A 25,717-nucleotide genomic window follows, 5' to 3' on the forward strand; every position below is an offset into this window, starting at 1 on the left:
TGTGTCGGTGCTGCTCGGTAAGCTGTGTATCGGGGGCTGCTGTGGTGGGTTTGATCTTGGGCTGAGGGGTGTCCGGCTCTCGTTCTCGGCTGCGCCATCGACGATCAACGCCTCGCCTGCGGCATTGGCCTGTGCGCGATTTAAGTGACAAGCTCGATGGGGCGAACTTGTTTTGCGCGGGGCCCCTACGACACCCGGGCAGAACCACAAAGCAGGGGCCCAAGAGCAGGCCCTGCCACGGTGAGCGACGCTACGGGCATCGTTCCCCCACGCAAAACAAGTCCGCCCCATCGAGCCGGCTTGGCACCAGCGGATCCGAGGAGCGGTGGTCGGGCCAACGTCTGGGAGGGGCACGTTGGGGCCAACGTCGTAGAGGGGCACGTTGGGCCAACGCCTGTGTGGGGCGGGTTGGGACCAACGCCTGTGAGGGGCACGTTAGGACCAATGCCTGTGTGGGGCACGTTGAGGACCATCGCCTGAGAGGGGCGCGTTCGGGCCAACGCTGGTGAGGGCCGACGATTGTGAGGGTCGGGTGAGGGCCAATGTCGGTGGGGCACGCGGGGAGCAAGGATCGTGGTGGGTGTGCAACAGAGGGGCGTGAGAGACCACAGGGTGGTCTCTCACGCCCTCGGTGATCGGGGTGGCCGCCGAGCAGCCTGGGGGTTATTCGCCCAGGTAGGCGGAGTGGAGGGTTTCGGGGGTGGCTAGGAGGTCTTGGGCGGAGCCCTGGTAGGTGACTCGGCCGGAGGAGACGACGATGGCGTCTTGGGAGACGCCCAGGGCTAGGTGGGTGAATTGCTCTACCAGGAGGATGGCGGCTCCTTCCGTGGCGAAGCGGGTGACCATGGGGAGGAGGCGGGTGAAGACGACGGGGGCCAGGCCGAGGGACATCTCGTCGATGAGGAGGAATTTGGGGCGGGCGGCGAAGGCGCGGGCCAGGACGACCATTTGCTGTTCGCCGCCGCTCAGCAGCGCCGTGGGGGAGTTTCGGCGCTTGTCCAGTTCGGGGAACAGGGCTAGCACCTCGTCGACGCGGGGCCAGGTGCGGGCGGTGAGTTTCAGGTTCTCCAGCACCGTCAAGCCGGGGAACACGGCGCGGCCCTGTTCGATGTGCGAGAGGCCGAGTTTGGCGCGCGCCACCCTGGAGTGCTTCGTGACCTCCACGTCTCCGATGTGGACGGAGCCCTTGGCGGCGGGGACGACGCCGGAGATGGCTTCCAGCAACGATGTCTTGCCCGCGCCGTTGGGGCCGACCAGGGCCGTGATGCGGCCCGGCTCCAGGGTGAAGCCGACCTCGCGGATGACCGGTCCGGCGCCTCGGGTGACGGTGATGTCTCGCACCTGCAACGCGCTCACAGCAGCTCCGTTTCGCCCATGTACGCCTTGAGGACCGCCGGGTCGGCCAGCACCTCGGCCTGCGGACCGCTGGCCAGCACCTGGCCGAAGTCCAGCACCGTGATCGTGTCGCACACCGAGCGGACCAGGTCCAGGTCGTGCTCGATCAGCAGGACCGACACGCCGAAGCGGGCCGGGACCTGGCGCAGCCGCGCGCCGAGGGCGACGTGCTCCTCGTGCGGCAGGCCGGCGGCGGGTTCGTCGAGCAGCAGCACCTTCGGCTTGGCCAGCAGGTGCCCGACGACCTCCACCAACCGGCGCGCGCCGACGTCGACGCGGCGCAGGGGAGTCCGGGCCGGGGGGCACCCGAAGAACTCCAGCGCCTCCGTGATCTCCGACGACGACAACCGGCGCCGGGCGACGAACCGCACGTATGCGCCCACGGTCAACCCGGCGGGCACACGGTCCTGTTGGAACGTTCGACGCAGACCGGCCCGGGCGCGCCGGGTCGGCGACAACCCGTTCAGCGAACGCCCATCCAGCTCCACCGCCCCGGTCGCCTGCGGCAAGAACCCGCTGATGATGTCGACCAAAGTGGACTTACCGGCCCCGTTCGGCCCGATCACCCCCAGCACGCCGTTCGACGGCACCGCCAGGTTCACGCCGGACAGCGCTTTCACCTCACCGAAGCTCACGCTCAGGTCGCGCACCACCAGCACCGGCTCGCCCGGCGGCGGCACGTCGACCTCGGCGGGAGGCGCGGTCAACTCGACCCCGGCCGCTTCCTTGCTCCTGCGCCGCCACAGTTCGCGCACGGCCGTGCCCAGGTTGCCGCCGGTGGTCAGCGCGTGCGTGCCCAGCAGGCCGAACACCACGAAACCCCAGTCCTGCGGCACACCCCAGCGCTTGAGCAGCTCCGGCACCGCGACCCACAGGACCGCGCCGAACACCGCCATGTCGATCAGGTGCGCGCCGGACATGATCGCCAGCACGTACAGCGCGAGCGACTGCATGGCCGTGAAGCTCGCCGGGAACGCCAACCCGACCTGCCCGGTCAGCAGTCCACCCGCGACACCGCCGAGCGCCGCGCTGACGGCGAACGCGCTCAGCTTGGACGTCCGCACGCTCGCCCCGGCCGCCGCGGTGCCGCGCTCGGAGAACGCCACCGCCTGCCAGCCGCTACCCCAGCGGGTGCGGCGCAGGAAGTGCACCAGCAGGCAGCACAGCGCCAGGACGATGGTGCCGAGCCAGAAGTAGCCCCGGTCGTCGGAGAACGACTCCGGTCGATCGACCGAGACCCCGTCCACCGTCCCGGGGAACTGGATCTGCACCAGCGTCAGGTCGGCCGCCGCGGCGAGACCGAGGGTGACGACCGCGAGGTTGATGCCGCGCAACCGCAACGCGGGCAGGCCGACCAGCACGCCGACCAGCCCCGCCGCGATCCCGCCGCACACCAACCACACCAGGAAGCCGCCGGGGGCGCCGATCCGGTTGAGCCCGGACACCACCCACGCGCCGACCGCCGCGAACGTCAACTGGCACAACGACACCATGCCCGCGCTGCCGGTGACCACACCCAGCCCCAGCAGCGCGATACCCGCCACGATCGCGCTCATGCCCAGGTACACGAAGTACCCGTCGAGCCCGACGCTGAACAGGTAGCCCACCACGATGGCCGCGCCCGTGACCACCAACGGGACCCCGAACCGGGTCAGCGGCCCGGATTCAGCGCGCGACATCCCACACCTCCTTGCGCTGCGACCACAGCAAGAGCCCGACGATGACGAGGAACGGCAGGAAGTAGCGGACCACCGAGAGGCTGTCGACCTGCGCGACGGCGCCCTGGGCCATGCCGAGCACGAGCCCGCCGACCACCGCGAGGTCGAGCCTGCGGAACCCGCCGAGCAGCGCGGCGGCCGCGGCGGGCACCACGAGCATCGACAGCGAGGTCGCGTCGTTGGACTGCGACGGCGCGACGATCGAGATCACCAGGGTGCTGAGCAACCCGGTCACCGCCCACACCGCGACCGCGAGCGGCTTGGCCGGGATGCCCATCAGCTCCGCGGTCGTCGGCCGCTCGGACAGCGCCCGCAGCTCCAACCCGAACGAGGTCCTGCCCAGCAGCGCCCGGCAGCCCACCGCGATGGCCACCGAGAGCACCACCGTCACCACCGTCACCTGGCTGACCACCACGCCGTTCACCGAGAACGCGGGGCCGTCGAGGATCGGGTGGAACGGTTGCGGCTTGTTGCCGAACAGGATGAACGACAGCGAGATCAGCAGCAGCAGCACCGCGACGGTGACCGCGGAGCGGGTGCCGATGTCGGCCTCGGCCAGCCAGGTGGAGATGATCCAGCCCAGCAGCGCGCTCAGCGCGCCGCCGAGCAGGATCCCCGCCACCGTGGCCGCCCAGGTCGGGAGTCCGGCGTGGACGGACAGGTACACCGCGACGTAGCAGCCGAACATCCCGGTCGCCGACTGGGCGAAGTTGACCACCCGCACCAGCCGCGACATGAGCGTCAGGCACACGGCGAGCACGGCGTAGAGCCCGCCCGCTGCCAGACCGGCCAGCGCTCCTTGCAGCATCGAGACTCCCTTGCCGGTGGACTTTCCTTGCCCTGGTTGGTTCTTGCGCGCGCCGACTAGCTCTTCGGGATGCGCAGCCAGTCGTCGGCGGCCAGTTCCCACTTGTTGCTGCCGGTGGTCAGCTTGATCGGCCAGCCCGCGGTGTTGTCGTGGTGGGTCTTGCCCTTGCCGAACACGTACGGGGTGCCGACCATCGGGTCGCTGATCGGCTGCATCTCCTGCAGCGCCTTGGTCACCGACTCGCGGTTGATCTCACCGGAGATACCCTTGATCACCTGCAGGAAGTACTTCGCCGCAAGGTAACCGCCCTGGCTGAACGAGGTCAGCGGGATGTTGTTCTTGGTCATCAGCTCCCGCCACTCCTTGTTCTGCGAGCTGGCGGAGTCGGTGAACGGGTAGAACTCGGCCGGGACGTAGACGCCCGCGCCCGCGTTGCTCACGGCCTTGGCGTAGTTCTCGCTGTAGACGCTGGTCAGCAGCAGCCAGGTGACGTCGTTCCAGCCCTGCGCCGCGGCGGCCTTGAGCTGGCCGATGGAGTCCGGCTCGACCGGGTTGACCGTGATGGACTTGCAGCCGGCCGAGCGCGCCTTGACGATGTAGGAGGTGTAATCGGAGCCGCCGTAGGGGACCGTGGCGTCCATGTAGGTCAGCTTCTTGCCGGTGATCTTCGTCCACTCGTCGATCGCGGCCTGGTAGGAGGGCAGCGTGTTGCCCGCGATCTCCAGCAGGGCGCAGATGTTGTCGAGCTTGAGCACCTCGGAGCCGTAGAGCAGCGTCAGCGTCATGTCGTGGTACGGGCCGACGTTGGCCGGGGAGATGTTGGGGCTGTTGAAGCAGGCCGGGTCCACGCCGATGCCGGAGATCGACAGGATCTTCTGCTGCTCGTAGTACTTGTTGTTGATCTCGCACTCGATCAGGCTCGACGAGCCGACCAGCGCGACGGCGTTGTCCGCGCCGACGACCTCGCGCGCGGCGGTCGCCGCGGCAGCCGGGTCGCCCTTGTCGTCGAGGGCCTTGTACTGGATCTGGCGGCCGTTCACCCCGCCTGAGGCGTTGGCGGCGTCGAAGACGGCCTTGGCCGCGGCCGACGCCTCCGGGAAGGTCGCCGCACCGCTGAGCGCGTTGACCGAGCCGACGACGATCGGCCCGCTGCCGGAGCCGCTGCCGCCACCGCTGTCGGCGCACCCCGCGGCGACGAGTGTGACCGCGGCGGCAACCGCCACGCTGCGCATGATCTTTCTCATAGCGGTCCCTGTCTGTGTTCTCGGCTGCGTTCGCTTGCGCTCGCAGGGGGCACGGGATCTGGAGGGGCGATCTGAAGGTGGAACGGACCTTACGAGTGGCCCGGCCCACGTTCCTTGACTTTGCGGGCACGCGTGTTGTCGTGCGCGGCACGGGGTGCGACCCAGGTCACGAACCGATCTCCCGGCGGAGGCTTTCCGCAGCTCACAGCCCTGGACGACAAGAAGCCGCCCTCGAGCACGGAGGTGCTCGGAGGGCGGCTTCCTGCCGCGCGAGTCGTCTCATCGGGTGATGGTCGACTCGATCGCCGGTGCTTCCTGACCGACGCGGCTGCCGGTCAGGGGTGCACCTGTGGGCCCTAATCGATGGCGGCGGCCACGGGTACTGAGTCGACGATCTGCTCGAAGCTGGCCACGGTGTCGCCGTCGAACTTCCAGACGTGCGCGACCCGCGCGGTGAACGACCGGCCGGATTTCTTGTTGGTGGCGTGGTAGTGGCCGAGCCCGATGACGGTCTGCCCGCCGTCGACCAATTCCGCGAGGGCGAAGGTGTAGCCGTCCCAGTCCTTGCCGATGGCGAAGAACACGTTCTCCCGCACCTCGTCCGGCCCGGTGTAGGTGCCCGCGTAGGGGAAGCCCTCGGCCTCGGTCCAGGTGGTGGTGGCGGTGATCGGGGCGAGCATGCCGTCGAGGTCACCGCGGTCGCTTGCCGCGTAGTGCGCGGCGACGACGTCCACAGTAGACAATTCGATCTCCTTGGTTGGGCGGATCCCTTCCAGCAGACCGGTCTCGTGCGCGCGGCCGAGCGGCGGTTGGGCCGCCAAGCCGGGCACGATGCCGGGTGGGGAAGAGGGGGTGGGTGGCGGGAGGGAGTTACACAGGCTGGACGTCGGGGTACACGACGGCGCCGAGGGGGTAGATGTGGCCGCCGCCGGTGGAGTGCTCGGAGCGGCCCTCGCCGTTGAGGCCGAGGAACACGCCGGTGGTGCGCAGCGCGATGCTCAGGTCGTGCAGCCACACGCTGGCCACGGCGATGCGGAACTCCCGGAAGCAGAACAGGTACAGGCCGTCGGCGAACTTCCAGACCGTGGACAGGTCGGTGTCGCCGTGCCCGCGCTGGATGCCCTCCAGGCACTGCCAGGTGTAGCGCTGCGAGGACACGTAGACGTGCTCGTAGAGGTGGTTCGGGCTGTACCGGTAGAGGTTGCGCTTGCCGATGAGGTCGCGCGACGGGCCGGGGGCCTCGCCGGTCGGCTCGCCGCCGTTGGTGGTGCCGGTCCAGAACGTCTGCTGGACCCGCGGCTGCCCCTCGACGTCCTCGCCGCCGATCACCGACAGCACACCGAGCGCGCGGTGGCTGGTGGTGGAGAAGACCAGGGTCAGCGACTCGCCCTCGACGCTGGTCAGCGGCAGGTTGACGAAGAACACGTCCTCGCGCACCGCCACCGCGTCATAGGGGTCGCGCACCCCGTTGCACGTCACGTGCTCGGCGTCCTCGAACCTCAGGTCGAGCACCGGGCCGTCTTCCAGGGCGATGACGATCTCGCGCCCGGTCAGGTCGGCGTTGGGCAGGCGGTAGGTGGCGATACCGTCGGCGAACTCGTCGTAGGTGCGCCACTCGTCCTCGGCAGGGGTCGACATGGCCCCATCGTGCGAGCCGGGTGGCCGACTCGGCCAGCGCGCGCACCCGCACCGAGCGCTGGCCGGCAAGAGTAGGGCGCTGGGGGTCAACTACCCTGGACCGGTGCGTCAGGTGGGGGCTTGGCTGTTCGGTGGGGCGGTGAACCTCGGGCTGGGGTACGCGTTCGTGATCCCGGCGCAGATGGTGGCGATCGCGCTGATCGCCTACGACGAGGAGATCAGGCCGGAGTTGGGGTTCGGGACGTTCCTGCTGCTCGTGGTGGCGATGGCGGCCTTCGTGCTCGGCCTGTTCGCCGCCACCTGCGTCATCGCGACCTCGGTGACGCAGGTGCCCAAGCGGCTGTACTGGTCGGTGTCGACCGCCCTGCTCCTCGCCCCGGCGGCGGTCTCGATCGCCTGGCCGTGGGCGTGGGACCGCGTCGGCTACTGGTGACACGCGGCGGGGCGGGCACCTCCTGCTGAGGTGCCCGCCCCGGTCCCGGTGAACTCGGTGGACTCAGCCCAGGGTGAGGGCCAGGTCGTCGAGGACGAAGGACGTCTGCAGGGAGGCGTCCTCGGTGCCGGTGAACTTCAGGGTGAAGGTCTGGCCCGCGAGGCTCGACAGGTCGACCGTGCGCTGGGTGTAGCCCGCTGCCTTGTTGGCGTTGGAGTACGTGGCCACAGTGGACGAACCGGCCTGCACGGTGAGCTTGTCGTAGACCGTGGTGCCGGTCTCGGCGGTGTCGATGTGCAGGTAGTAGGTCAGGGTCGCCTTGCAGCCGGCCGGGATGGTGACCGACTGCGCCACCGAGTCGGTGTGCGTCGCGCCGTAGCCGTTCAGCCACGCCGAGTAGGTGCCGCCGTGCGCGGGCTGGCCCTGCGAGCTGAACTGGCCGATGACGCCGGAGGTCTGGGTCCAGCCGGTGGCGCCGGACTCGAAGCCCGCGTTGGTCAGCTTCTGGCCGGAGCAGCCACCGGTGGGCGGCGTGGTCGTGGTCGGCGGGGTGGTGGTGGTCGGGCTGGTCGGCGGCGTGGTGGTGCCGCCGGTGCAGGTCGGGTCAGCGGACTGCGCCGGGACGCTCACCGCGTCCCACGCGGCCTTGACGGTGTTGAACTCGGTGCAGCTGCCCTGGTACAGGTTCTTGGCCGCCTGCAGCGTCCAGGTCCGGTACTTGAGGTAGGAGCTGGACGAGGTCTTCATCAGCATCGCGTTGTACATGATCTTGATGGCGGCCTGGATGCCCAGCCCGGAGATGGAGCTGTTGTTGCAGGTCGGGCTGGTCGGCTTGCCACCGCCGGGGTTGTTGCCCTCGGCGAGCAGGTAGAACCAGTGGTTGCCGGGACCGGCCGCCGCGTGCACCTCGCCGCCGGGGACGCTGCTGGAGTAGCAGTTGGCGTTGTTGTTGACCAGCGACGGGTTGTACATGTTGCGGATCGGGCCGCTGCCGACCAGGTTGATCTCCTCACCGACCAGGTAGTCCGGCGGGTCGTACTGGCTGGCCTCGTTGGCGAACGCCTCGGTCGCCGCGCCGAAGGTGTCGGCGACGAACTCCTGGGTGCCCGCCTGCGAGATGCCGCCGGGGGTGTGGTCGTCGACGCCGTGGCCCATCTCGTGGCCGACCACGTCGAGCGAGCTGATCCAGCCGTTGGACTGGTTGTGCCCGATCTGGACCTGGGTGCCGTCGTAGAAGGCGTTGAGGTCGTCGAGGCCGACCTTGATCGGCCACGCGCCGCCGCTGCCGTCCATGCCGTTGCGGCCCAGCCACTGGGTGAGCATCTTGCGCTCGGTCTCGGCGGCGAACAGCGCGTCAACGCAGCCGGTCTCCCGGTTGGTGGCCTGGCCGTTGCCCCAGCTGTCCGAGGTCTTGCTGAACGGGCTGGAAGCGCTGATGTCCTGGCAGGACAGGTTGGTGGTGTTCGGGTCGCGCAGCACGTAGTTGCTGCCCGAGTGCGTGGTGTCGAGGGTGACCGGGCCGCTGTAGGCGGAGCTGCCGCTGCCGTGCGCGACGTGCTCCTGGGTGCGCAGGACCTTGCCGTCGGTGGCGTCGACGTACACGCTCAGCCTGCTCGGCTCGCCCGCGGCGGTGGTGCCGGTGACGGTCGACTCCCAGGCCAGCTTCGCGGTGCCGAGCGACACCACGACCAGCCTGCTCGCCTCGGTGCCGGTGACGGTCTTGAGCTGACCGCGCGCGGTGGTCTCCGCCTGCTCCTTGCTGAGCTTCGCGGTGGTGGCGACGCCCTGGATGGTCTGCTCCTGGGCGACCGAGGTGTACTTCACCGACCCGGCGTTGTCGGTCACGACCACGAAGTCGCCGCCGACGACCGGCAGGCCCTTGTAGGTGCGGTCGTAGGAGACGTACTGGTTGCTGCCCGCCGAGTACACCTTGCGCTGGACGAACGTGTCGTCGGCCGAGGCGTGCAGTGCCGCGGGCCGGGAGTCGACGAGCGAGGCGGCCGCATGGGCAGCGGTGTCCTGAGCGACCTGGGCGGACTGCGCGGTGGTGGCCTGGGTGTTCGACGTCGCCGCGACAGCGCTGCCGATCACCACCAGACCCGACACCAGCGCGCCGCCAACGGCGAGCAGGCGATGACTGGGCTTCATGAGGGTGTGGCTCCTTTCCCGGCCGCGTCGACGCGAACCGGAAAATGCAGGGAATGCGCCAGTGGAAAGCGCACCGGAATCCGGTGTCGGCACTTCGGTCGAGTGTGGCCCCTCGCCGCTCTCCCGCTGCCTTTTCCGGACGGACTGACGTTAACTCCGGCGCACTTCACGGGGAACGCCAAGATATTCACACAGGGCAAGTGTTAACACGTCAATCCGGACGTCAGCGGCCACAATGGGCAATGGCTTCGCCCGATTCCTCCGAAAGGGGTGCGAAAGGGTTTTCACCGGAAATGGCGGGTAGATGAGCTCTGCCGCGCCGGGTCTGATTGCGCGCGGCCACCGGCCCGGGTTGTGCGGGTGGTGGTGAGCGGGAAGGCTCTGCGGCCATGGGCACCACGACACCGGACGCGGCCGCGTTGCTCGGCGGCCTCCCGGTGGTCGTCTGGGCCGCGCAGGTGGGCACCGGGCGGCTCACCTACGTCTCCGAGCGGGCCGAGGCGCTGCTGGGGCACCCGCGTGCGGCGTGGTTGGCCGACCCCGGGTTCTGGGCCGCCGTCGTGCACCCCGAGGACCGCGCGGCCGCGGTGTCGGCCCGCCGCGACCTGGTTCCCGGTGCCGACGGGTACGAGTCGGACTACCGGGTGGTCGCCGCCGACGGGTCGGTGCTGTGGCTGCACGACGTGGTGCACGTGGAGCGGGACGGCGACGGCGCCGCGACCGGGCTGCGCGGGGTGTCCTTCGACATCACCGAACGCAGGACCGCCTACGAGCGCGACCGGTTCCTCGGCGCGCTGGAACTGGCGTTGCAGCCGCTCGACGACGCCGAGGAGGTCGTGGCCACCGCGGTCCGGGCGCTCGGCGAGCACCTCGGCGCCGACCGGTGCGCCTACGCCCGCGCCGAGTCCGACGAGGACCACTTCGTGATGAGCGGTGACCACGCGACCGGTCTGCCGCCGCTGCCCGGCCGCTTCGCCATGTCCGCGTTCGGCGCGGGCGCGGTGACGGCCATGCGCGCCGGGCGGCCGTGGGTGGTCGTCGACAGCGCCGCCGACGACCGGCTCGTGCCCGCCGACGACGACGCGTACCGGGTGACCGGGATCCGCGCGGTCATCTGCTTCCCGTTGCACAAGGCGGGCCGGTTCGTCGCGGCGATGGCGGTGCACCAGGCGACGCCGAGGGTGTGGACACCGGAGGAAATCGACACGGTCGGCGTTGTCGTCTCCCGGTGTTGGGAATCCCTGCAACGCGTCCACGCCGGACGGGCGCTGCGGGAAGGCGAACAGCGCTATCGGATGCTGTTCGAACGCGCCACCGATGGCGTCTGGGTCGTCGACCACCAGTTGCGCTATGTGGAGGTCAACCCGGCGGGGTGCGTGTTGTTCGGCGCCACCCGCGCGGAGATCCTCGGCCGGACCGTCCACGATTTCCTGGCCCCTTATGAGAGCGACCGGCTGGCCGGATTGCTGCGCAGGCTGGGCGCGGGCGAGGTCACCACCGAGGTGTGGGACGTGCGGCGCGGCGACGGCGAGCTGATCGCCCTGGAACTCGCCGTGCAGGCCACGCCGACCGGGATGCAGGCCATCGGGCGGGACGTCACCGCGCGCAGGCGGGCGGAGGCGGAGCGTGAACTCCTGCTGCGCCGCGAGCACGAGATCGCCGAAGCGTTGCAGCGCAGCCTGTTGCCCCGCGAACTGCCGAGCCTGGCGCGGTTGGCCACGGCGGCCCGGTACCTGCCCGCGGCGAGGTACGCGCAGGCCGGGGGCGACTGGTACGAGGTGCTGCCGCTGACGGACACGGTGGTGGCGCTGTCGGTCGGCGATGTCGTCGGGAAGGGGCCCACCGCGGCTGCCGTGATGGGCCAGTTGCGCAGCGCGTTGGCCGGGTACCTGCTCGACGGGCACACCCCCGCGGCGGCCCTGGAGCGGTTGGACGCGTTCGTGGCGCGGACGCCCGGGGCCATGGGGTCGACCTGCGCCTGCCTGACCTTCGACCACGCGACCGGGCGGCTGTGCTGGTCGTTGGCCGGGCACCCGCCGCCGCTGGTGCTCGACTCCCGGCCGCGGTTCCTGACCGGCGCCGCGGGGCCGGTGCTGGGGGTCGCCGGGCGCGCGCCGTATGTGCAGGAGGAGACGGTGCTGGCGCCGGGCACGTCGGTGCTGCTCTACACCGACGGGCTGGTCGAGCGGCCCGGGGTGGTCATCGACGAGGGTCTCGGCAGGCTGTTCGAGGTCGCCGTGGCCGCGGCCGGGACCGCTCCGGACGACCTGGCCACCCGGGTGACCAGCACGCTGCTGCACGACGGCCACGGCGACGACGTCGCCCTGGTCGTGGCCAGGTTCATCCCCCCGCCCCTGCGCGAGCGCGACCTGCCCGCCACCACCGCCCGCCTCGGCTGGCTCCGCGTCGCGGTCGACGAGTGGGCCCGCGCGGCGGGCTTGTCGCAGGCGCTGCGCAACGACCTCCACCTTGCCTTGGGCGAGGCCGCCGCCAACGCCGTCGAACACGCCTACCCCGACGGCCCCGGCACCTTCGACCTCACCGTCGCCCGCACCCCGGACGGCGCCGTCGCCGTCGAGGTCCGCGACCGGGGCCGCTGGCGCCCCGAACCCGCCGACAACACCCACCGCGGCCGCGGCGTCGACATGATCCACGAACTCGCGGACGGCGTGACGTACACGCGGGAACCCGCCGGGACGACGGTGGGCTTCCGGATCACCGGCACCGGGTCACGTCCCGACTTGCCGGTGGGGCCGTCGATCGCGTCCGCCGTCCGGCTGAGGGGAGCGATCGACTTGGCTGCCGCGGGGGAGTTGCGGGAGTCGTTGCTGGTTGAGGCCGCCCGGGGGCCGCTGGCGCTGGACATGTCCGATGTGGACTACCTGAGCAGCTCGGGCGTGGCACTGCTGCTGGAAGTCGCCGCGGCGTGTGTCGGCACGGTGACTGTGCTGGTGACCGCTGGGGGTGCCGCGGCGCGGATCTTGGCACTGTCGGGCTTGTCGGCCGCACTGTCGATCCGGGTCGTGTCCTAGGTGGCGCTGGGGCGCTAGTTGACCGCTGGGGTCGGCTGCGAGGTCTATCGGTACTGGCGGGCGCTACGGGGGTGCGGTGGCGGGGGTTCGCCCGCGCCGATGGTGACACTTGGTCGGTGCGGCCAGCGAGTGCGCTGCCGGACTCGACATCGGGTGGGTTCGTGTCGCAGGTCTGGCTGGGATCTGTGCTGCGCGGCGGGAACCGACCGGTGGCGCTGTGTCGAGCATCTTGGCGTTGTCAGGGCCGTCGGCTGCGCTGTCGATCCGGGTCGTGTCCTGTGCGGTGCCGGAGAGTTGGTCGACTGTCCGGGGGCGTGGTCTCTCGGTACCGACGGGCACTACGAGGGCGTGGCGGCGGACCGTGTGGTGATGGTTCGCCGCGCCGATGTGCTTCTCGGTGGGGTGTGGTCGCCGTGCGGTGGCTGAGGTAGCGCTGGTGTTCCGCGTCGTGTGTCTGGCCGGGATCGGTCCTGTGCGGCGGGAGTTGATCAGCGGCGGTGTCGAGCATCGTCGTGGATCTTGGTGTTGTTGGCAGCGCTGATGACTCGGGTTGTGTCCTAAGTGGCGCTGGGGATGGGCCGGTGGCGGGAGGTCCAGAGGGCGGCGAGGACGCCCAGGGTGGCGTAGGTGGTGATGGCCAGGGGGATGGTGGCCGGGTGGTCGCGGGTGGTGACGGTGCCGACCAGGGCTGGGTGGATGACGTTGCCGAGCATGCTGCTGGTCAGCAGGGCGGAGCCCGCCAGGTGGGCGTGGGGCGTGATGCGGGCGAGCCAGACCAGGGCGGTGGGGATGATCGGTGCCAGTCCGAGGCCGGTGAGGGTGTAGCCGACCGGGGCCAGGGTGGGGTTCACGGCGATGACGAGACCGGCGGTGGCCAGCAGGAAGGACGCCGGGACGATCACCTCCGGGCCGCGGGCAACCAGGGGGATCAACAGCCTGCCGACCGCGAGACCCGCCCAGAACAGGGCCGTCATCCTGGCTGCCGCGGCCGGGTCGGTGCCGGTCCAGGTCAGGTGCGTGCTCACCCACGCGCCCGCGGACGTCTCCACGCCCGCGTACAGGAACCCGATCACCGCGAACGGCGCGATCGCCACCACCGTCGCCCGGTCCACCGGCGGTGTCGGCGTGTGCGCCCCGACCGGACCCGCCACCACCGGCAGCGCCACGACCGCCGCGCACGCGATCGCCGCCAGCACCGCGGGCAGGTCCCACTCGGCCACCAGCAGCGGCGCCGCGATCGCGCCGACGCCGAACACGGCGTTGACCAGGTTGACCATCACCACACCGCGCGGGCCCGCCGCGTACCCGGTGTTGAGCACCAGTACCGAGCCGCCGAAGCCGACACCCCCGACCACCGCGCTGACCAGCAGGAACCCCCACGTCGGCGCCAGCGCGGCAGCGGTGAGACCCCCGCCGAGCGCGATCAGCGCACCCGCCAGCACCGGCCGCGGCCGCAGGCGCCGCGAGAGCAGCCCGCAGGTCAGGATCGCGACCAGGGCGCCGAGGTTGTACGCGCTGATCACCTCCTCGCCGCCGCCGGTGCCCAGGTCGTAGCGCACGCGCAGCCACGGCAGCGCCGCGCCCCACGCCGCGGCCGAGGCGCCGAGGGCGAGGAAGGCCGCGAACCCGGACGGCAGGGTCGCGCCCGACCTGGTCCACAGTGGTCGGCGCACCGGCTCACTTCCCTTTTTGTCTCACCGCTGGATAAAATCGGACACGCTCCACCGTAGGCGAAGGAGACCCCGTTGCCCAGACCCACTGCTGTGGCGCGGCTCGCGCGGCTGCTGCACGACGAGGGGCCGATGAACCGCGCCGAGGCCACCACCCGCCTCGGCCTGACCCGCACCGCCGTCGGCGAGGCCGCCGCCTGGCTGACCACCGCGGGCGTCGTCGCGGCCACGACCGTGCCGCCGTCCGGTCGCGGTCGCCCGTCGCCGCTGCTCGGGTTCGACGACCGGGGGCCGGTGGTCGTCGTGGCGCACCTGCGGCCCCGGCGCGCGGACGTCGCGATCATCGGGCTCGGCGCGACCGTCGTCGACCGCGCGAGCGTGGCGGTGACCGGCTCGACCCCGCAGGCGGTCCTCAGGTCGCTCGCGGCCCGGATCCGCGCGGCCGCCGAGCGGTCCGGGCGACCGCTGGTCGGGGTCGCGGTGGGCATCGCGGGGATGGTCCGGCCGGGCGGGGTGGTGCGCACCGCGGTGCACTTCGAGTGGGCGGACGTCCCCGCGCGCGACCTGCTCCAACGGCACCTGCCCGACGACGTCGCGGTCGAGGTCAGCACTGACTCCGGGCTCATCGCGCTCGCCGAACGCCGCCGGGGCGCGGGTCGCGGTCCCGGGCCGGTCCTGGTGCTGAGCTGCGAGCACACCGGCATCGGCGGCGCGCTCGTCGGCACCGAGACCCGCGTGCTGGAACCGGGCCACCTGTCCATCGACCGCAAGGGCCTGCCCTGCCCGTGCGGCCAACGCGGCTGCCTCGAGCTCTACGCCGACGGCCGGGCCATCACCCGCACCACCGGCGTCGCACCCGAGCACCTGGCCCACGTCCTCGCCCGCGCCGAGTCCGGTGCCGCGCGCGAGCGCAGGGCCGTGCTGACCGCGGCCGACCACCTGGGGACCGGGCTGGCGAACCTGGTGAACGTGCTGGTGCCCGCGAAGGTCGTGCTGACCGGGGTGCTCGCCGACCTGCACCGCATCGGGGGCGATCGGATCCGGGAGCAGTTGGGCCGTTCGGTGGTGGCCTCGGCGGACGGGGTCGAGGTCGTGGTGGGCCAGGTGCCGCGGTCGGTGTTGGTCGGGGCGGCGGAATCGGCCTTCGAGCACTTCCTGGAGCGGCCGTGGTGCTGATCGGTCCACAGTGGAATCAGCGGTGCGGGGCGTAACGATTTCCGGTGCGCGCCGAGTGATCAGGTGACTCGACCACCGAGAGCACCGGGAGCGCGCGATGCCCAAGTACGCCAAGGCCGCGGCCAAGCCGAGGAACTTCGCCATCATCCTGGCCGGTCACGTCACCGCGGACGGGATCGTCAAGATCATCGGGGCGCTGCGGGCGATCGGGCCGGGGCCGGTCACCCAGCAGCCGGACCACATCCTGGCCAGGATCACCTGGAACACCGGGTTGGCCGACCTCGCCAACCTCAAGCTGAAGCTGGAGGCCGCCGCCGAGGAGCGGGACGCGGTGGACGAGATCGACCTGCTCGGTTGAGAACCCGCTGCTCGTGGTACGTCGTGGATAACCCGCTCGCCGCCGACTCCCCGGAGTTCGCCATGTCTGCCTTCCGCACCGCCACCGCCGCCATCACCCCGCCGCGGCCCTCCCGGCCCGTCGACGAAGCCGAGTACGACGACCTCTGCGCGTGCCGCTGCGGTCGCTTGCCGGGCACGCACACCGCCGGGCAGTGCACGCAGCGCTGAGCTCGGTCACCGCACTGCCGCAACAGCGATGGTCGCGGCCACGGCACTGCCGCAAACACGATGTTCGCGACTGCCGCATTGGCGATATCTGCGGCCAGTACACCGCTACGCAGGTGAATGTCCGCGGTTGCGCTCCGCTCGGCCGCCGCACCGCCGCTAGGTGACATCTGCGGCTACCGCACCGCCGCGAGGGTGACGTCGGTGAGCATCCCGGCCGACACCAGTACGAGCACCACCCCGAACGCCCGGCGCAGCACCACGGGGGACAGTGCCGCCGATACCCGCCGCCCGTCCCAGGCAGCCAGCACCGCCGTCGCGGCGAACGGGCCGACCACCGCCCAGTCCACGGTCGTCGGCCCGGTCGCCAGCCGAGTGCCCAGCGCCACCAGCGAGTTCACCGCGATCACCAGCAGGCTCGTCCCGATCGCCACCCGCATCCGCAGGCTCAACGCCGTCACCAGCGTCGGCACCGCCAGGAACCCACCCCCGACGCCGAGCAACCCGGTGACGGCACCGAGCCCCGCGCCCGCCCCGACCGCTCGCGCCGCCCGCACCGGAACGTCCACACCGGACTCCCTGGGTGCCGTCCCCAGCAGGACGACCGCCGCGACCCCGGCCAACAGGGCAAACGCGGCCGTCAGCGACCACGCGGGCAGGTGCCCGGACAACACCGCCGCGCCAGCCGACACCGGCACCCCGGCCCCCGCGAACAACAATCCGGTGCGCCAACAGATGTCACCCCCACGCGCGTGTCGCACCAACGCGACCACCGAGGTCACACTCACGATCAACAAACTGGCCGTGGCCGCCACCGACGGCGTCATCCCCAGCAGGTACACCAGGGCGGGCACCGCCAGCACACCCCCACCGCCGCCGAGCGCCCCCATCGCGAACCCGACCACACCCCCGGCCACCAGCGCCGCCACCATCATCGGCACCTCACCTGACCCACGCCGGGCTCGGTTGGTGGACGGGGAGACCGGCGGTGGTCCAAGCGGTGAAGCCGCCCAGGAGGTCGGTGGTGTCGGTGAAGCCGTGGGTGCGGAGCGTGGAGGCGGCGACTGAGGAGCGGTAGCCACCTGCGCAGAAGAGGACTGTGGGGCGGTCTGTGGCCAGTTCGCAGAGGCGGGATACCAGCTCGGGCAGCGGGATCAGGAGCGCGCCGGGGATGGTCCCGTGGGTGGCGATCTCACCGGGCGCGCGGACGTCGACCACTTGGCGGTCGGGCAGGACGCTGGAGAGCTCGGTCGGTGTCAGGCGGGTGGCGGTGACGATCGGCTGCGGTCGGGTGAACCCCCGCACCCGGTCGAAACCGATGCGGGCCAAGCGGTTGCGGGACTCCACGGCGTTCTCCGGCTCGCAGACGAGCACGATGTCGTGCTCCGCGTCCAGGACCGTCCCGGCGATCTCGGCGTACCGGCCGTCGAGGCCGACGTTGATCGACTCGGGTAGGTGGCCCGCCGCGAACGCCGCCGGGTCCCGGGTGTCGAGCAGCACCGCGCCGTCCGCGACGGGCACCTCGGGCACCGGGTCGTGCTCGTCGAAAACGGGTCGGGCCTCGCGGTTGCGCCCAGCGGCGTAAGCGAAGTAGTTCGGCGCCGTCGGTTGGCCCGCGCACACCGCGCGCACGAACTGGCGCTCGGTCATCGGCGCCAGCGCGTAATTCGTCCGCCGCTGCTCACCCAGGGTGCCCGAGGTGGCCGTCGACAGGTTCTTCCCGCACGCCGATCCCGCGCCGTGGCCGGGGAAGACCCGGGTCGAGTCCGGCAACTCCAGCAGCCTGCGCGTCGACCGGTACAGCGAGATCGCCAACTCCCGAGCCGTCCACCCGTTGGCGGACAACAGGTCCGGCCGCCCGACGTCCCCCAGGAACAGCGTGTCCCCGGTGAGCACACCATAGGGCTCTTGGTCCTCGGCGTGCTCCCGCACCACCAGGCAGATCGACTCCGGCGTGTGCCCGGGGGTGTGCAGCACCTCCAGGTCCACCTCGCCGAGCGAGATCCGGCGCCGGTCGGCCAGGCGGTGCACCGGGAAGTCGACCTCGGCCGCGCTGCCGTACCCGATCACCGCGCCGGTCGCCTCGGCCAGTTCCAGGTGCCCGGACAGGAAGTCCGCGTGCACGTGCGTCTCCAGCACCCACTCGATCCGCAACCCCAGCGCCTCGGCGTCGGCCAGGTACGCGCCGATGTCGCGGCGCGGGTCGACCACGGCGGCCAAGCCGCTCGCGCGGTCGCCGACCAGGTACGACGCCTGCGACAGGCACGCGGTGTAGTACTGGGTGAAGACCAGGTTCGTCACGCCCGCCCCCGCAGCATCAGGTTCCAGTAGAGGAACGGCAGGCCGTGGCGCTTGAGGTACCACATGTCCGCGCGCTCCCGGCTGGTGTTGATCACCGGTATCGATGGTGTCGGGCGCATCGTGTAGTCGAACTCGGCGAGCAGCACCCGGCGCCGCGCGGTCGTCAGCGGGCAGGACGCGTACCCGCCGTAGCGAGCGGTCGGCTCCGCGCCGCGCCGGGCTGCCAGCAGGTTCGCCACCAGCACCGGGGCCTGCTTGCGGATGGCCGCGCCGGTCTTGGAGTTCGGTGTGGAACCGGCGTCGCCCAGCGCGAACACCTCGGGGTACCGGACGTGGCGCAGGGTGTGCTTGTCGACGTCCACGTACCCGGACCCGGCGGCCAGCGGTCCCGCCTTGATCCAGTCCGGCGCGCTCTGCGGCGGCACGAGGTGCGCCATCGTGTAGGGCAGCGCCGTGCTCCCGTTGATGACCACCTCGTCGCCGCGCACCTCGGTGACCTCGCTGGAGAAGTGCACCGTGATCCCGTACCGCCGCACCACCCCGGCCAGCACCTCGGCGAACTCCGGCACCCCGAACAGCGTCGGCGTCGGCAGTACCAAGTGGACATCGATGTCGCGCAGAACGCCTTGCTCGCGCCAGTGGTCGGCGGCTAGGTAAGCGATCTTCTGCGGCGCGCCCGCGCACTTGATCGGACCGGACGGCATCGCGAACACGGCAGAACCGCGCCGGGTGCTCCGGATCAGCTCCCAGGTGCGAGGCGCCAGGTCCGCGCTGTAGTTGCTGGACGCCGTGCCCGCGAACGACTCCGTCATGCCCGGGACCGCGTCCCAGTCCAGCTGGATGCCCGGGCACACGACCACCTGGTCGTAGCGCAGGTCGGTGCCGTCGTCGAGACGCACGTGCCGGGCCTCGGGGTCGATCGAGACCGCCGCGCGCCGCACCCAGGTGACCCCCTTGGGCACGACCGACGCCTGTGGCCGCGCGCTGTCCCGCATCGGCGCCCGCCCGCCGCCCACCAACGTCCACAGTGGCTGGTAGTGGTGGGTGTCGGCCGGGTCGACCACGGTGACGTCGCGCAGCCCCGCTCGCAGCAGCCGCGCCGCCACGGTGATGCCCGCGGTGCCCCCGCCAACGATCACGACCATGCCGCCTCCTCCGTCCAGACACTCACTTGTCCAGACATTCACCGTAAAGGGTGACCGCTAGGCGGGGAGAGTAAAGGTAGGTACATTTAGCCGGTGGACATTCGGTGGCAGCGGGTGCAGGACGACCTCCTGCGGCGGATCCGGGCGGGCGAGTTCGCCGCGCACTTCCCCAGCGAGGCCGAACTGGTCGCGGAGTACCAGGTCAGCCGCACCACGGCCCGGCGCGCGTTGCAGCGGCTGCGGGCCGAGGGCGTGGTCACCGCCGAGCGCGGCAAGCGGCCCCGGCTGCGCGTCGAGCAGGGCGTCGAGCAGCCGCTCGGCACCCTCTACAGCCTCAACGCCTCGGTCAGGACCGCCGGTCTCACCCAGCGCAGCGTCGTGCGGCGGCTGGAGGTCCACGCCGACGGGGTCGTCGCCGACCACCTCGGCCTCGACGGGTCCACCCCGCTGGTCCACCTCGAACGGCTCCGCCTCGCTGGCGACGAACCACTGGCCATCGACCGCGTGTGGCTACCCGCCGAACACGGCCGCGCCCTGCTCACCGCCGACCTGACCGCCATCGGCGTCTACGCCGTCCTCGAACGCACCGGCCTGCACCTGGACCGAGCCCGCGAGAACATCCGCGCCGTCGCCTTCTCCCCCCTCGAACGAACCCTCCTCACCTGCCCCGTCGGCCTCTCCATCCACCGCCTCAGCCACGCCCAGGGCCAACCCAGGGAATGGCGCCACACCCTCGTCCGCGGCGACCGCTTCACCCTCACCGCGGCCTTCGACGGCTGACGCATCGAGACGCACGGGACGAACCGCGCGTCCGGCCAGCAGTCGTCCAGGTGGCGTTGAGCTTGTGGTTCTGGTGCGAGTGGCCAGACGCTTGCCCGTGGTCGAGTCGATCGGGTCGGCGCCGAAGAGCTAGGGACAGCCGGTCCAGGGCCCTCGGTGACGGCGCGGCCGGGCAAGTACGGGGTCGCGTCGCAGCGAGGGCCGTCGATGTTGCCGCCCGCCGTGGCTCGCCGGTCGTTGACCATCGTCTCGCCCGCTGTGTGGCCGCCGGCGGAGTGACCGGCCATGCCGAATCGCGTGTTGTCCGCGATCGCGGTGCCGCACCCAGTCGAGCGTGAACCGCGCGTCGGCATGGAATGGCGCCACACCCTCGTCCGCGGCGACCGCTTCACCCTCACCGCGGCCTTCGACGGCTGACGCCCGGTCGACCGTCACCGGCCGTAGACGGACGCCGCCGAGTGTGTCGACAGCAGGTAGAGGCCGGTGGGATCAAGTTGTCTCGGCTTCAACAATGCAGCAGGCTGGGCGGCACCGGAGGACGGGAGAGGCGATGGGACTGCTCGAGGACGGCGCGTGGCAGGGGAAGGTCTGGACCGGGGCGTGGACGGCGGGTGGTGGGGGGACCTACACCGCGGTCGAGCCCGCCACCGGGGAGGCGCTCGGTGCGGTCGGCAAGGCCACCCCGGCGGACGTGAGCGCGGCGGCGGCCAGGGCGGTCGCCGCGCAGCGGGCCTGGGCCGCGGCACCGTACGAGCTGCGCGCTGCCGTCCTGCGCGGGGCCGGTGACCTGCTGACCCTGCACGCCGAGGAGATCAAGGACTGGCTCTCGCGCGAGTCCGGCGCCATCCGCCCGTTCGGCGAGTTCCAGGTCCACACCAGCGCCCAGGAGTGCTACGAGGCCGCCGCGTTGCCCTCGCACCCGTACGGTGAACTCCTGCGCACCGGCGCGCCGCGGCTGTCGTTCGCCCGCAGGCTCCCGGCCGGGGTCGTCGGCGTGATCGCCCCGTTCAACGTGCCCACCATCCTGGCCATCCGCGCGGTCGCCCCCGCGCTGGCGCTGGGCAACGCCGTCATCCTCAAGCCCGACCCGCGCACCGCGATCTCCGGCGGCGCCGTCTTCGCCAGGATCTTCGCCGAGGCCGGACTCCCCGAGGGCCTGCTCCAGGTCCTGCCCGGCGGCGCGGACGTCGGCGAGGCGCTGGTCACCGAGCCCGCCGTGCGGGTCATCGCGTTCACCGGGTCGACCAGGGCCGGTCGCGCGGTCGGTGCCCTGGCCGGTCAGCACCTCAAGCGGGCGCACCTGGAACTGGGCGGCAACTCGGCGCTGATCGTGCTGCCCGACGTCGACGTCACCGCGGCCGCCTCGGTCGGCGCCTGGGGCACCTTCACCCATTCCGGGCAGATCTGCATGGCCACCAGCAGGCACCTGGTGCACGAGTCGATCGCCGAGGAGTACACCGCGCTGCTGGCCGAGAAGGTCTCCGGGCTGCCGGTCGGCGACCCCTACCGCGACCAGGTGGCGCTCGGCCCGCTGATCGACGCGGGCCAGCGCGACCGGGTGCACGGCCTGGTCACCGCCAGCACCGAGGGCGGCGCCACGGTCCGCACCGGCGGCACCTTCGACGGCCTGTTCTACCGCCCGACCGTGCTCGGCGACGTCCCGGTCGACGTGCCCGCCTACCAGGAGGAGATCTTCGGCCCGGTCGCGCCGGTCACCCCGTTCTCGTCCGTCGACCAGGTCGCCGCCCTGGCCGCGGACTCCGCTTACGGGCTGTCCCTTGGCATCCTCACCCGCGACGTCACCGCCGGGCTCGCCCTCGCCGAACGCATCCCGTCCGGCCTGGTCCACATCAACGACCAGACCGTCAACGACGAGGCAACCGCGCCCTTCGGCGGCGTCGGGTCGTCCGGCACCGGCTCCCGGCACGGCGGCGCGCAGGCCAACATCGAGGCGTTCACCGAGACCCAGTGGGTGACCCTGCGCGGCGACCTGCCGAAGTACCCGTTCTGACCCTCCGGGACCGGAAGCCAGTTGTGGAGGAATGGTGATGGCGTGCGGAGGGTCTGTGGTGACCCGCCCGCACGCCTGATCCCGCGCCGTATCCTCCGATCGCCCGGCTAGCGGCGGGCAGCTGACTTCTCCAGTCACGGGGGGCACCGGACATGGCCGACATCAAGGTTCTCGAGGCGCAGCAATGGGTCAACGCGACCTACGGCGCCGTCCCGGGGTACGTCCGGTGCCCCGAGGACGGCCGCACCGCGTGGAGCACGATGTTCTCGCTCACCCGGGCGCTGCAACACGAACTCGGCATCACCGCGCTGTCGGACAGCTTCGGCCCGACGACGCTGTCGCTGCTCACCCAACGCGGCAACGTCGGACCCGGGTACAGCAAGCCGAACATCGTGCGGATCGTGCAGCACGCCTTGTTCTGCAAGGGGTATTGGGGCGGCACGGTCAACGGCGTCTACGGCCAGCAGACCCTCACCGCCGTCACGCAGCTCAAGTCGGACATGGGCCTGGGCGGCGACGGGACCGTGCCGCCCAAGGTGTTCAAGGCGTTGCTCACCATGGACGCCTACGTGCTGCTCTCCGGCGGCGACGAGCAGGTGCGGGCCATCCAGAAGTGGCTCAACAGCCGGTACCTGGCCAAGTCGACGTTCTTCGTCATCCCCTGCGACGGGCACTACTCGCGCGACGTGCAGAAGGCGCTGATGCGGGCGCTGCAGTACGAGTTCGGCGTCCCGGAGGACCAGGCGACCGGCAACTTCGGACCCACCACACAGGATGGTCTGCGCGCGCACCCGGTGTCGCAGGGGCAGTCCGGGGTGTTCGTCCAGCTGTTCAGCGCGGCCTGCGTGTTCAACGGGCCGGTGCCGGACGACACCATCCCCGGCAACAACTCGCTGCCGGTGCGGGCGGTGTTCAAGTCCGCTTTCGACGCCGACCTGAAGCGGTTCGTCGAGTTCTTCCAACGGTTCTCGTCGTTGCCCGCCACCGGGTACGGCGACTACCCGACGTGGGCGCAGCTGCTCGTCTCCAGCGGCGACGACACCCGGCCCGCCACCGCGTGCGACACCCGGTTCCACATCAGCGTCACCCGCGCCCAGGCCCTGCGCGCCGCCGGGTACACAGTGGTCGGACGCTACCTGGACGAGGACGCCAATAGCACGCTGGACAAGGAGTTGCAGCCCGGCGAGCTCGAAGCGATCTTCGCGGGTGGGCTGCGGGTGTTCCCGATCTCGCAGTACAACGCCCGCCTGCTGGGCGACTTCACCTACGACCAGGGCTACCAGCACGCCTTGCGCGCGCACGCCAGGGCGGCGGGCTACAAGTTCAACCGGGGCGCGGTGATCTACTTCGCGGTCGACTACGACGCCACCGACGAGCAGATCGACAGCAACATCCTCCCCTACTTCCGCGGTGTGCAGGCGGGTCTGGCCAGCCAGGGCAAGTGGTACATCGCCGGTGTCTACGGGTCCCGCAACGTGTGCACGCGGGTGACCGACGAGGCGTATGCCCGGTTCTCGTTCGTCTCCGGGATCTCGTGGGGCTTCTCGGGCAACCTCGGGTTCCCGCTGCCCGCGAACTGGTCGTTCAACCAGATCAAGGAGTTCTCCTTCGTCGCCGGGGCCGACCGGTTCGACCTCGACCGGGTCGTGCACCGGGCGGGGAGTGACCCGGGTGTCGGGCCGGAGGGCGTCGGCGGGCAACAGTCCCCTGTGGACACCTACCTCCGGTACGTCGACGACCTCTACGCGACCGCGGTTCGTTACGGCAAGGGGGATCCGAACCTGCGGGTCGCGGAGTTCCTGCGGTACCCGACCTATGTGGACCTGTACTCGGGCTGGCAGAACCTGATCGGCGATGTGGACCGGGACTGGATCGCTTACGCCTCCACCAAGGGTCCCGCCAGGGTGAACCGCTACGCCGACCCCGGCTACGGCGTGGACATCGGCGTCGACCACTTCGGCGCGACGGTGAACGCCGTGCTGCTGCGGGGAACCGGGGCGGGCACCACGGCCGACCGCGGCGACTTCGGCGGCTGGGGCGGGGACCTGGCCACGTTCTACGGCGAGTGGCGGGCCAACGGCACCCAGTACGCCTCCGGGTACGCGTTCTGCGCCGAACGGCTTGCCAAGATCACCGTGTGCTCGTCGTTCCCGTTCAACGACCTGGTCGAGGACGTCGACGGCTACCTGGTCGGCACCGCGGTGCTGGCGGGCACCCCGATCAACACCGCCGTCCGCGACCACCTCACCGGCGGCTGCCTGTCCCGCTTCCGCCGCTTCGTCGACCTGCGCCACGGCGGCCGCGCCGACCACGTCGTCGCCACCGCCCGCTCACTGCTGGGCAACGCGGGCGACACCGAACTCGCCGCACTGCGCACCGCGGCGATCAAGAAGACCGGCGGCTGGGACGCGCTGCTGCCCGGGCACATGCCCGACAGCAAGCTCGACCCGTTCCTGCAGGGTTACGCCGACACGCTGCTCGGCCTGGTCGGCCAGGAGAACGCCCGCAGGGCTCGGTTGAGCTGATGGACCTGCCCGGAGCCGTCGCCACCACGGCGCCACTGCTCGCCGTCGCCGCCGTGGCGATGACGCTGGGGCACCGCGCTTTGCGACGACTCCCGGGCTCGGTCCGCCGATGGGTGGCGGTGTGCGCGGTGGCGGGGTTGCTGACCGTGGCGACCTACGGCTGGGGCGCGGCGCATCTGTACACACCGGACATCGCCGAGACCTGCGCCACCGTCCACCGGGTCGCGTGGGACAGCCGGTTCGGCACGACGAGCCTGCTGCCGCTGAGCAGGCTCTGCGCGGCGGGGGTGGACCTGGTGCCGGGGTACGTCAACCCGGCTCTCGCGGCGTTGGCGTTGGCGGTGGTGGCGTCGCTGGGGATGGCCGTGCGGGCACTGCGGCGCGTGGTCCACGTGTGAGTTGGCGTGACCGGTCTGGTGCCGGGCACGTGTTGGGGTGGAACGGGTCTGGAGGGGTTCGGGCATGGAACAGTTGGGGCGGCGGGGTTTTCTCGTCGGTGTGGGTGTGGTGGCGCTGTCGGCCGGGATGGCGCTGCCCGCGTCGGCCGACCGGTGGCCGGGGCGGTACTCGGCCAACGGCTGGCCGGTCCGGGCGAAGGGCCTGACCGAGGTCGGGGTCGAGGGCTCGGCCGCCGCGATGACCGTCCTCGGCGGCGCCGTCGCCACCCTGCTCGGCCACGTCGCGCGCCGCTTCCACTACGAGGTGGCCGAACTCGGCCCCGGCGACATCCACAGCCACACCACCGACCCGCGCGTCGGCGCGCCCCTGGAGTCCAACTACCTCTCGGGCACCGCCATCGCGATCCTGCCCACCCGCTTCCCCCTCGGCGCCACCGGCGGCCTGTTCCCGCACGAGATCGCCGTCCTCCGCGACATCCTCGCCGACTGCTCCGGCACCATCCGCTGGGGCGGCGACGACCCCACCACCCCCAAAGAAGGCCACTTCCAACTGGACGTCCCCCCACGCGAAGCCGCCCAAGCCGCCCACACCCTCACCAGCGCGGGCACCATCCCCGACCCGTTCGCCCCCACCCGCCGCTCCCGCGCCCTAGCCCTGGAACGCCGCCAACGCCGCCGCTGACCCCGACGTTCCCGCCACTCCCGTGTGCCAGCCTTGGCGTGCTTGGCGT

Annotated in this window: 22 protein-coding genes; 11 read left to right on the forward strand and 11 right to left on the reverse strand. The window is 71.3% G+C overall.

Annotated features, from left to right (window positions below):
* Positions 1-663: 663 nt before the first annotated feature.
* From CLV68_RS11615 to CLV68_RS11640, 6 genes are all read right to left on the reverse strand, one after another.
* Positions 664-1,356 carry an ABC transporter ATP-binding protein gene (locus tag CLV68_RS11615; RefSeq protein ID WP_121390361.1) on the reverse strand — a complete coding sequence of 231 codons (693 nt, stop codon included), beginning with the start codon at positions 1,354-1,356 and terminating at the stop codon, positions 664-666.
* A complete protein-coding gene (locus tag CLV68_RS11620; protein WP_121390362.1) occupies positions 1,353-3,074 on the reverse strand; it encodes a branched-chain amino acid ABC transporter ATP-binding protein/permease in 1,722 nt (573 codons plus the stop codon). The genes CLV68_RS11615 and CLV68_RS11620 overlap by 4 nt, the downstream gene beginning before the upstream one ends.
* The gene (locus tag CLV68_RS11625) at positions 3,061-3,921 is read right to left on the reverse strand and encodes a branched-chain amino acid ABC transporter permease (RefSeq protein ID WP_121390363.1); all 861 of its coding nucleotides are present in this window, start codon (positions 3,919-3,921) and stop codon (positions 3,061-3,063) included. The genes CLV68_RS11620 and CLV68_RS11625 overlap by 14 nt, the downstream gene beginning before the upstream one ends.
* Positions 3,922-3,977: 56 nt before the next feature.
* Positions 3,978-5,153, reverse strand: a complete 1,176-nt coding sequence (locus CLV68_RS11630) for an ABC transporter substrate-binding protein (RefSeq protein WP_246009766.1) — start codon at positions 5,151-5,153, stop codon at positions 3,978-3,980.
* Between the two features lie 368 nt (positions 5,154-5,521).
* Positions 5,522-5,899, reverse strand: coding sequence for a nuclear transport factor 2 family protein (locus CLV68_RS11635; RefSeq protein ID WP_425454848.1), 378 nt, complete (start codon positions 5,897-5,899; stop codon positions 5,522-5,524).
* A gap of 136 nt (positions 5,900-6,035) precedes the next feature.
* Positions 6,036-6,803: a MoaF C-terminal domain-containing protein gene (locus tag CLV68_RS11640; protein ID WP_121390365.1), complete on the reverse strand. Its 768-nt coding sequence runs from the start codon at positions 6,801-6,803 to the stop codon at positions 6,036-6,038.
* A 103-nt stretch (positions 6,804-6,906) separates the two neighbouring features.
* On the opposite strand from CLV68_RS11640, the gene CLV68_RS11645 reads away from it, so the two are divergent.
* Positions 6,907-7,236 (forward strand): hypothetical protein, encoded by a 330-nt coding sequence (locus CLV68_RS11645; RefSeq protein WP_147459948.1) that lies wholly within the window; start codon positions 6,907-6,909, stop codon positions 7,234-7,236.
* Between the two features lie 63 nt (positions 7,237-7,299).
* Here CLV68_RS11645 and CLV68_RS11650 read toward each other — a convergent pair whose 3' ends face one another.
* Positions 7,300-9,384, reverse strand: coding sequence for a M4 family metallopeptidase (locus CLV68_RS11650; protein WP_121390367.1), 2,085 nt, complete (start codon positions 9,382-9,384; stop codon positions 7,300-7,302).
* A 389-nt stretch (positions 9,385-9,773) separates the two neighbouring features.
* Here CLV68_RS11650 and CLV68_RS11655 point away from each other — a divergent pair, with 389 nt between their 5' ends.
* Positions 9,774-12,416 (forward strand): SpoIIE family protein phosphatase, encoded by a 2,643-nt coding sequence (locus tag CLV68_RS11655; protein WP_121390368.1) that lies wholly within the window; start codon positions 9,774-9,776, stop codon positions 12,414-12,416.
* Between the two features lie 557 nt (positions 12,417-12,973).
* On the opposite strand, the gene CLV68_RS11660 is transcribed toward CLV68_RS11655, so the two are convergent.
* Positions 12,974-14,089 (reverse strand): MFS transporter, encoded by a 1,116-nt coding sequence (locus CLV68_RS11660; protein WP_121390369.1) that lies wholly within the window; start codon positions 14,087-14,089, stop codon positions 12,974-12,976.
* 72 nt (positions 14,090-14,161) lie between these two features.
* On the opposite strand from CLV68_RS11660, the gene CLV68_RS11665 reads away from it, so the two are divergent.
* The 3 genes from CLV68_RS11665 to CLV68_RS11675 all read left to right on the forward strand — a co-directional run bounded on the left by CLV68_RS11665 (position 14,162) and on the right by CLV68_RS11675 (position 15,829).
* Positions 14,162-15,262, forward strand: a complete 1,101-nt coding sequence (locus CLV68_RS11665; protein WP_147459949.1) for an ROK family protein — start codon at positions 14,162-14,164, stop codon at positions 15,260-15,262.
* A 97-nt stretch (positions 15,263-15,359) separates the two neighbouring features.
* Positions 15,360-15,620 carry a hypothetical protein gene (locus CLV68_RS11670; RefSeq protein WP_121390371.1) on the forward strand — a complete coding sequence of 87 codons (261 nt, stop codon included), beginning with the start codon at positions 15,360-15,362 and terminating at the stop codon, positions 15,618-15,620.
* 23 nt (positions 15,621-15,643) lie between these two features.
* Positions 15,644-15,829 carry a hypothetical protein gene (locus CLV68_RS11675; protein ID WP_121390372.1) on the forward strand — a complete coding sequence of 62 codons (186 nt, stop codon included), beginning with the start codon at positions 15,644-15,646 and terminating at the stop codon, positions 15,827-15,829.
* A gap of 173 nt (positions 15,830-16,002) precedes the next feature.
* Here the strand turns inward: CLV68_RS11675 and CLV68_RS11680 are convergent, their stop codons facing one another.
* The 3 genes from CLV68_RS11680 to CLV68_RS11690 are packed head-to-tail and all read right to left on the reverse strand — an operon-like array spanning position 16,003 to position 19,272.
* Positions 16,003-16,761, reverse strand: coding sequence for a sulfite exporter TauE/SafE family protein (locus tag CLV68_RS11680; protein ID WP_246009866.1), 759 nt, complete (start codon positions 16,759-16,761; stop codon positions 16,003-16,005).
* A 7-nt stretch (positions 16,762-16,768) separates the two neighbouring features.
* On the reverse strand, positions 16,769-18,127 hold the full coding sequence (locus tag CLV68_RS11685) for an MBL fold metallo-hydrolase (RefSeq protein ID WP_246009767.1): 1,359 nt from the start codon (positions 18,125-18,127) through the stop codon (positions 16,769-16,771).
* Positions 18,124-19,272 (reverse strand): FAD/NAD(P)-binding oxidoreductase, encoded by a 1,149-nt coding sequence (locus CLV68_RS11690; RefSeq protein ID WP_121390374.1) that lies wholly within the window; start codon positions 19,270-19,272, stop codon positions 18,124-18,126. Before CLV68_RS11690 ends, CLV68_RS11685 begins: the two co-directional genes overlap by 4 nt.
* Positions 19,273-19,365: 93 nt before the next feature.
* Between CLV68_RS11690 and CLV68_RS11695 the strand changes: the two genes are divergently transcribed.
* The 6 genes from CLV68_RS11695 (at position 19,366) to CLV68_RS11715 (ending at position 25,668) form a co-directional block, all read left to right on the forward strand.
* Positions 19,366-20,052, forward strand: coding sequence for a GntR family transcriptional regulator (locus CLV68_RS11695; protein ID WP_121390375.1), 687 nt, complete (start codon positions 19,366-19,368; stop codon positions 20,050-20,052).
* A 285-nt stretch (positions 20,053-20,337) separates the two neighbouring features.
* On the forward strand, positions 20,338-20,469 hold the full coding sequence (locus CLV68_RS35600; protein ID WP_281274657.1) for a hypothetical protein: 132 nt from the start codon (positions 20,338-20,340) through the stop codon (positions 20,467-20,469).
* Positions 20,470-20,602: 133 nt separating this feature from the next.
* Complete coding sequence (locus CLV68_RS11700) at positions 20,603-22,063, forward strand: aldehyde dehydrogenase family protein (RefSeq protein WP_121390376.1); 1,461 nt, start codon at positions 20,603-20,605, stop codon at positions 22,061-22,063.
* A gap of 152 nt (positions 22,064-22,215) precedes the next feature.
* On the forward strand, positions 22,216-24,588 hold the full coding sequence (locus CLV68_RS11705; protein WP_121390377.1) for a glycoside hydrolase domain-containing protein: 2,373 nt from the start codon (positions 22,216-22,218) through the stop codon (positions 24,586-24,588).
* A complete protein-coding gene (locus tag CLV68_RS11710) occupies positions 24,588-24,986 on the forward strand; it encodes a hypothetical protein (RefSeq protein ID WP_121390378.1) in 399 nt (132 codons plus the stop codon). The genes CLV68_RS11705 and CLV68_RS11710 overlap by 1 nt, the downstream gene beginning before the upstream one ends.
* 64 nt (positions 24,987-25,050) lie before the next feature.
* Positions 25,051-25,668, forward strand: a complete 618-nt coding sequence (locus CLV68_RS11715) for a hypothetical protein (protein WP_121390379.1) — start codon at positions 25,051-25,053, stop codon at positions 25,666-25,668.
* The last annotated feature ends 49 nt before the right edge of the window (positions 25,669-25,717 follow it).

Origin of the sequence: Actinokineospora cianjurensis (genome assembly GCF_003663795.1) — a bacterium.
GTDB classification, from domain to species: domain Bacteria; phylum Actinomycetota; class Actinomycetes; order Mycobacteriales; family Pseudonocardiaceae; genus Actinokineospora; species Actinokineospora terrae.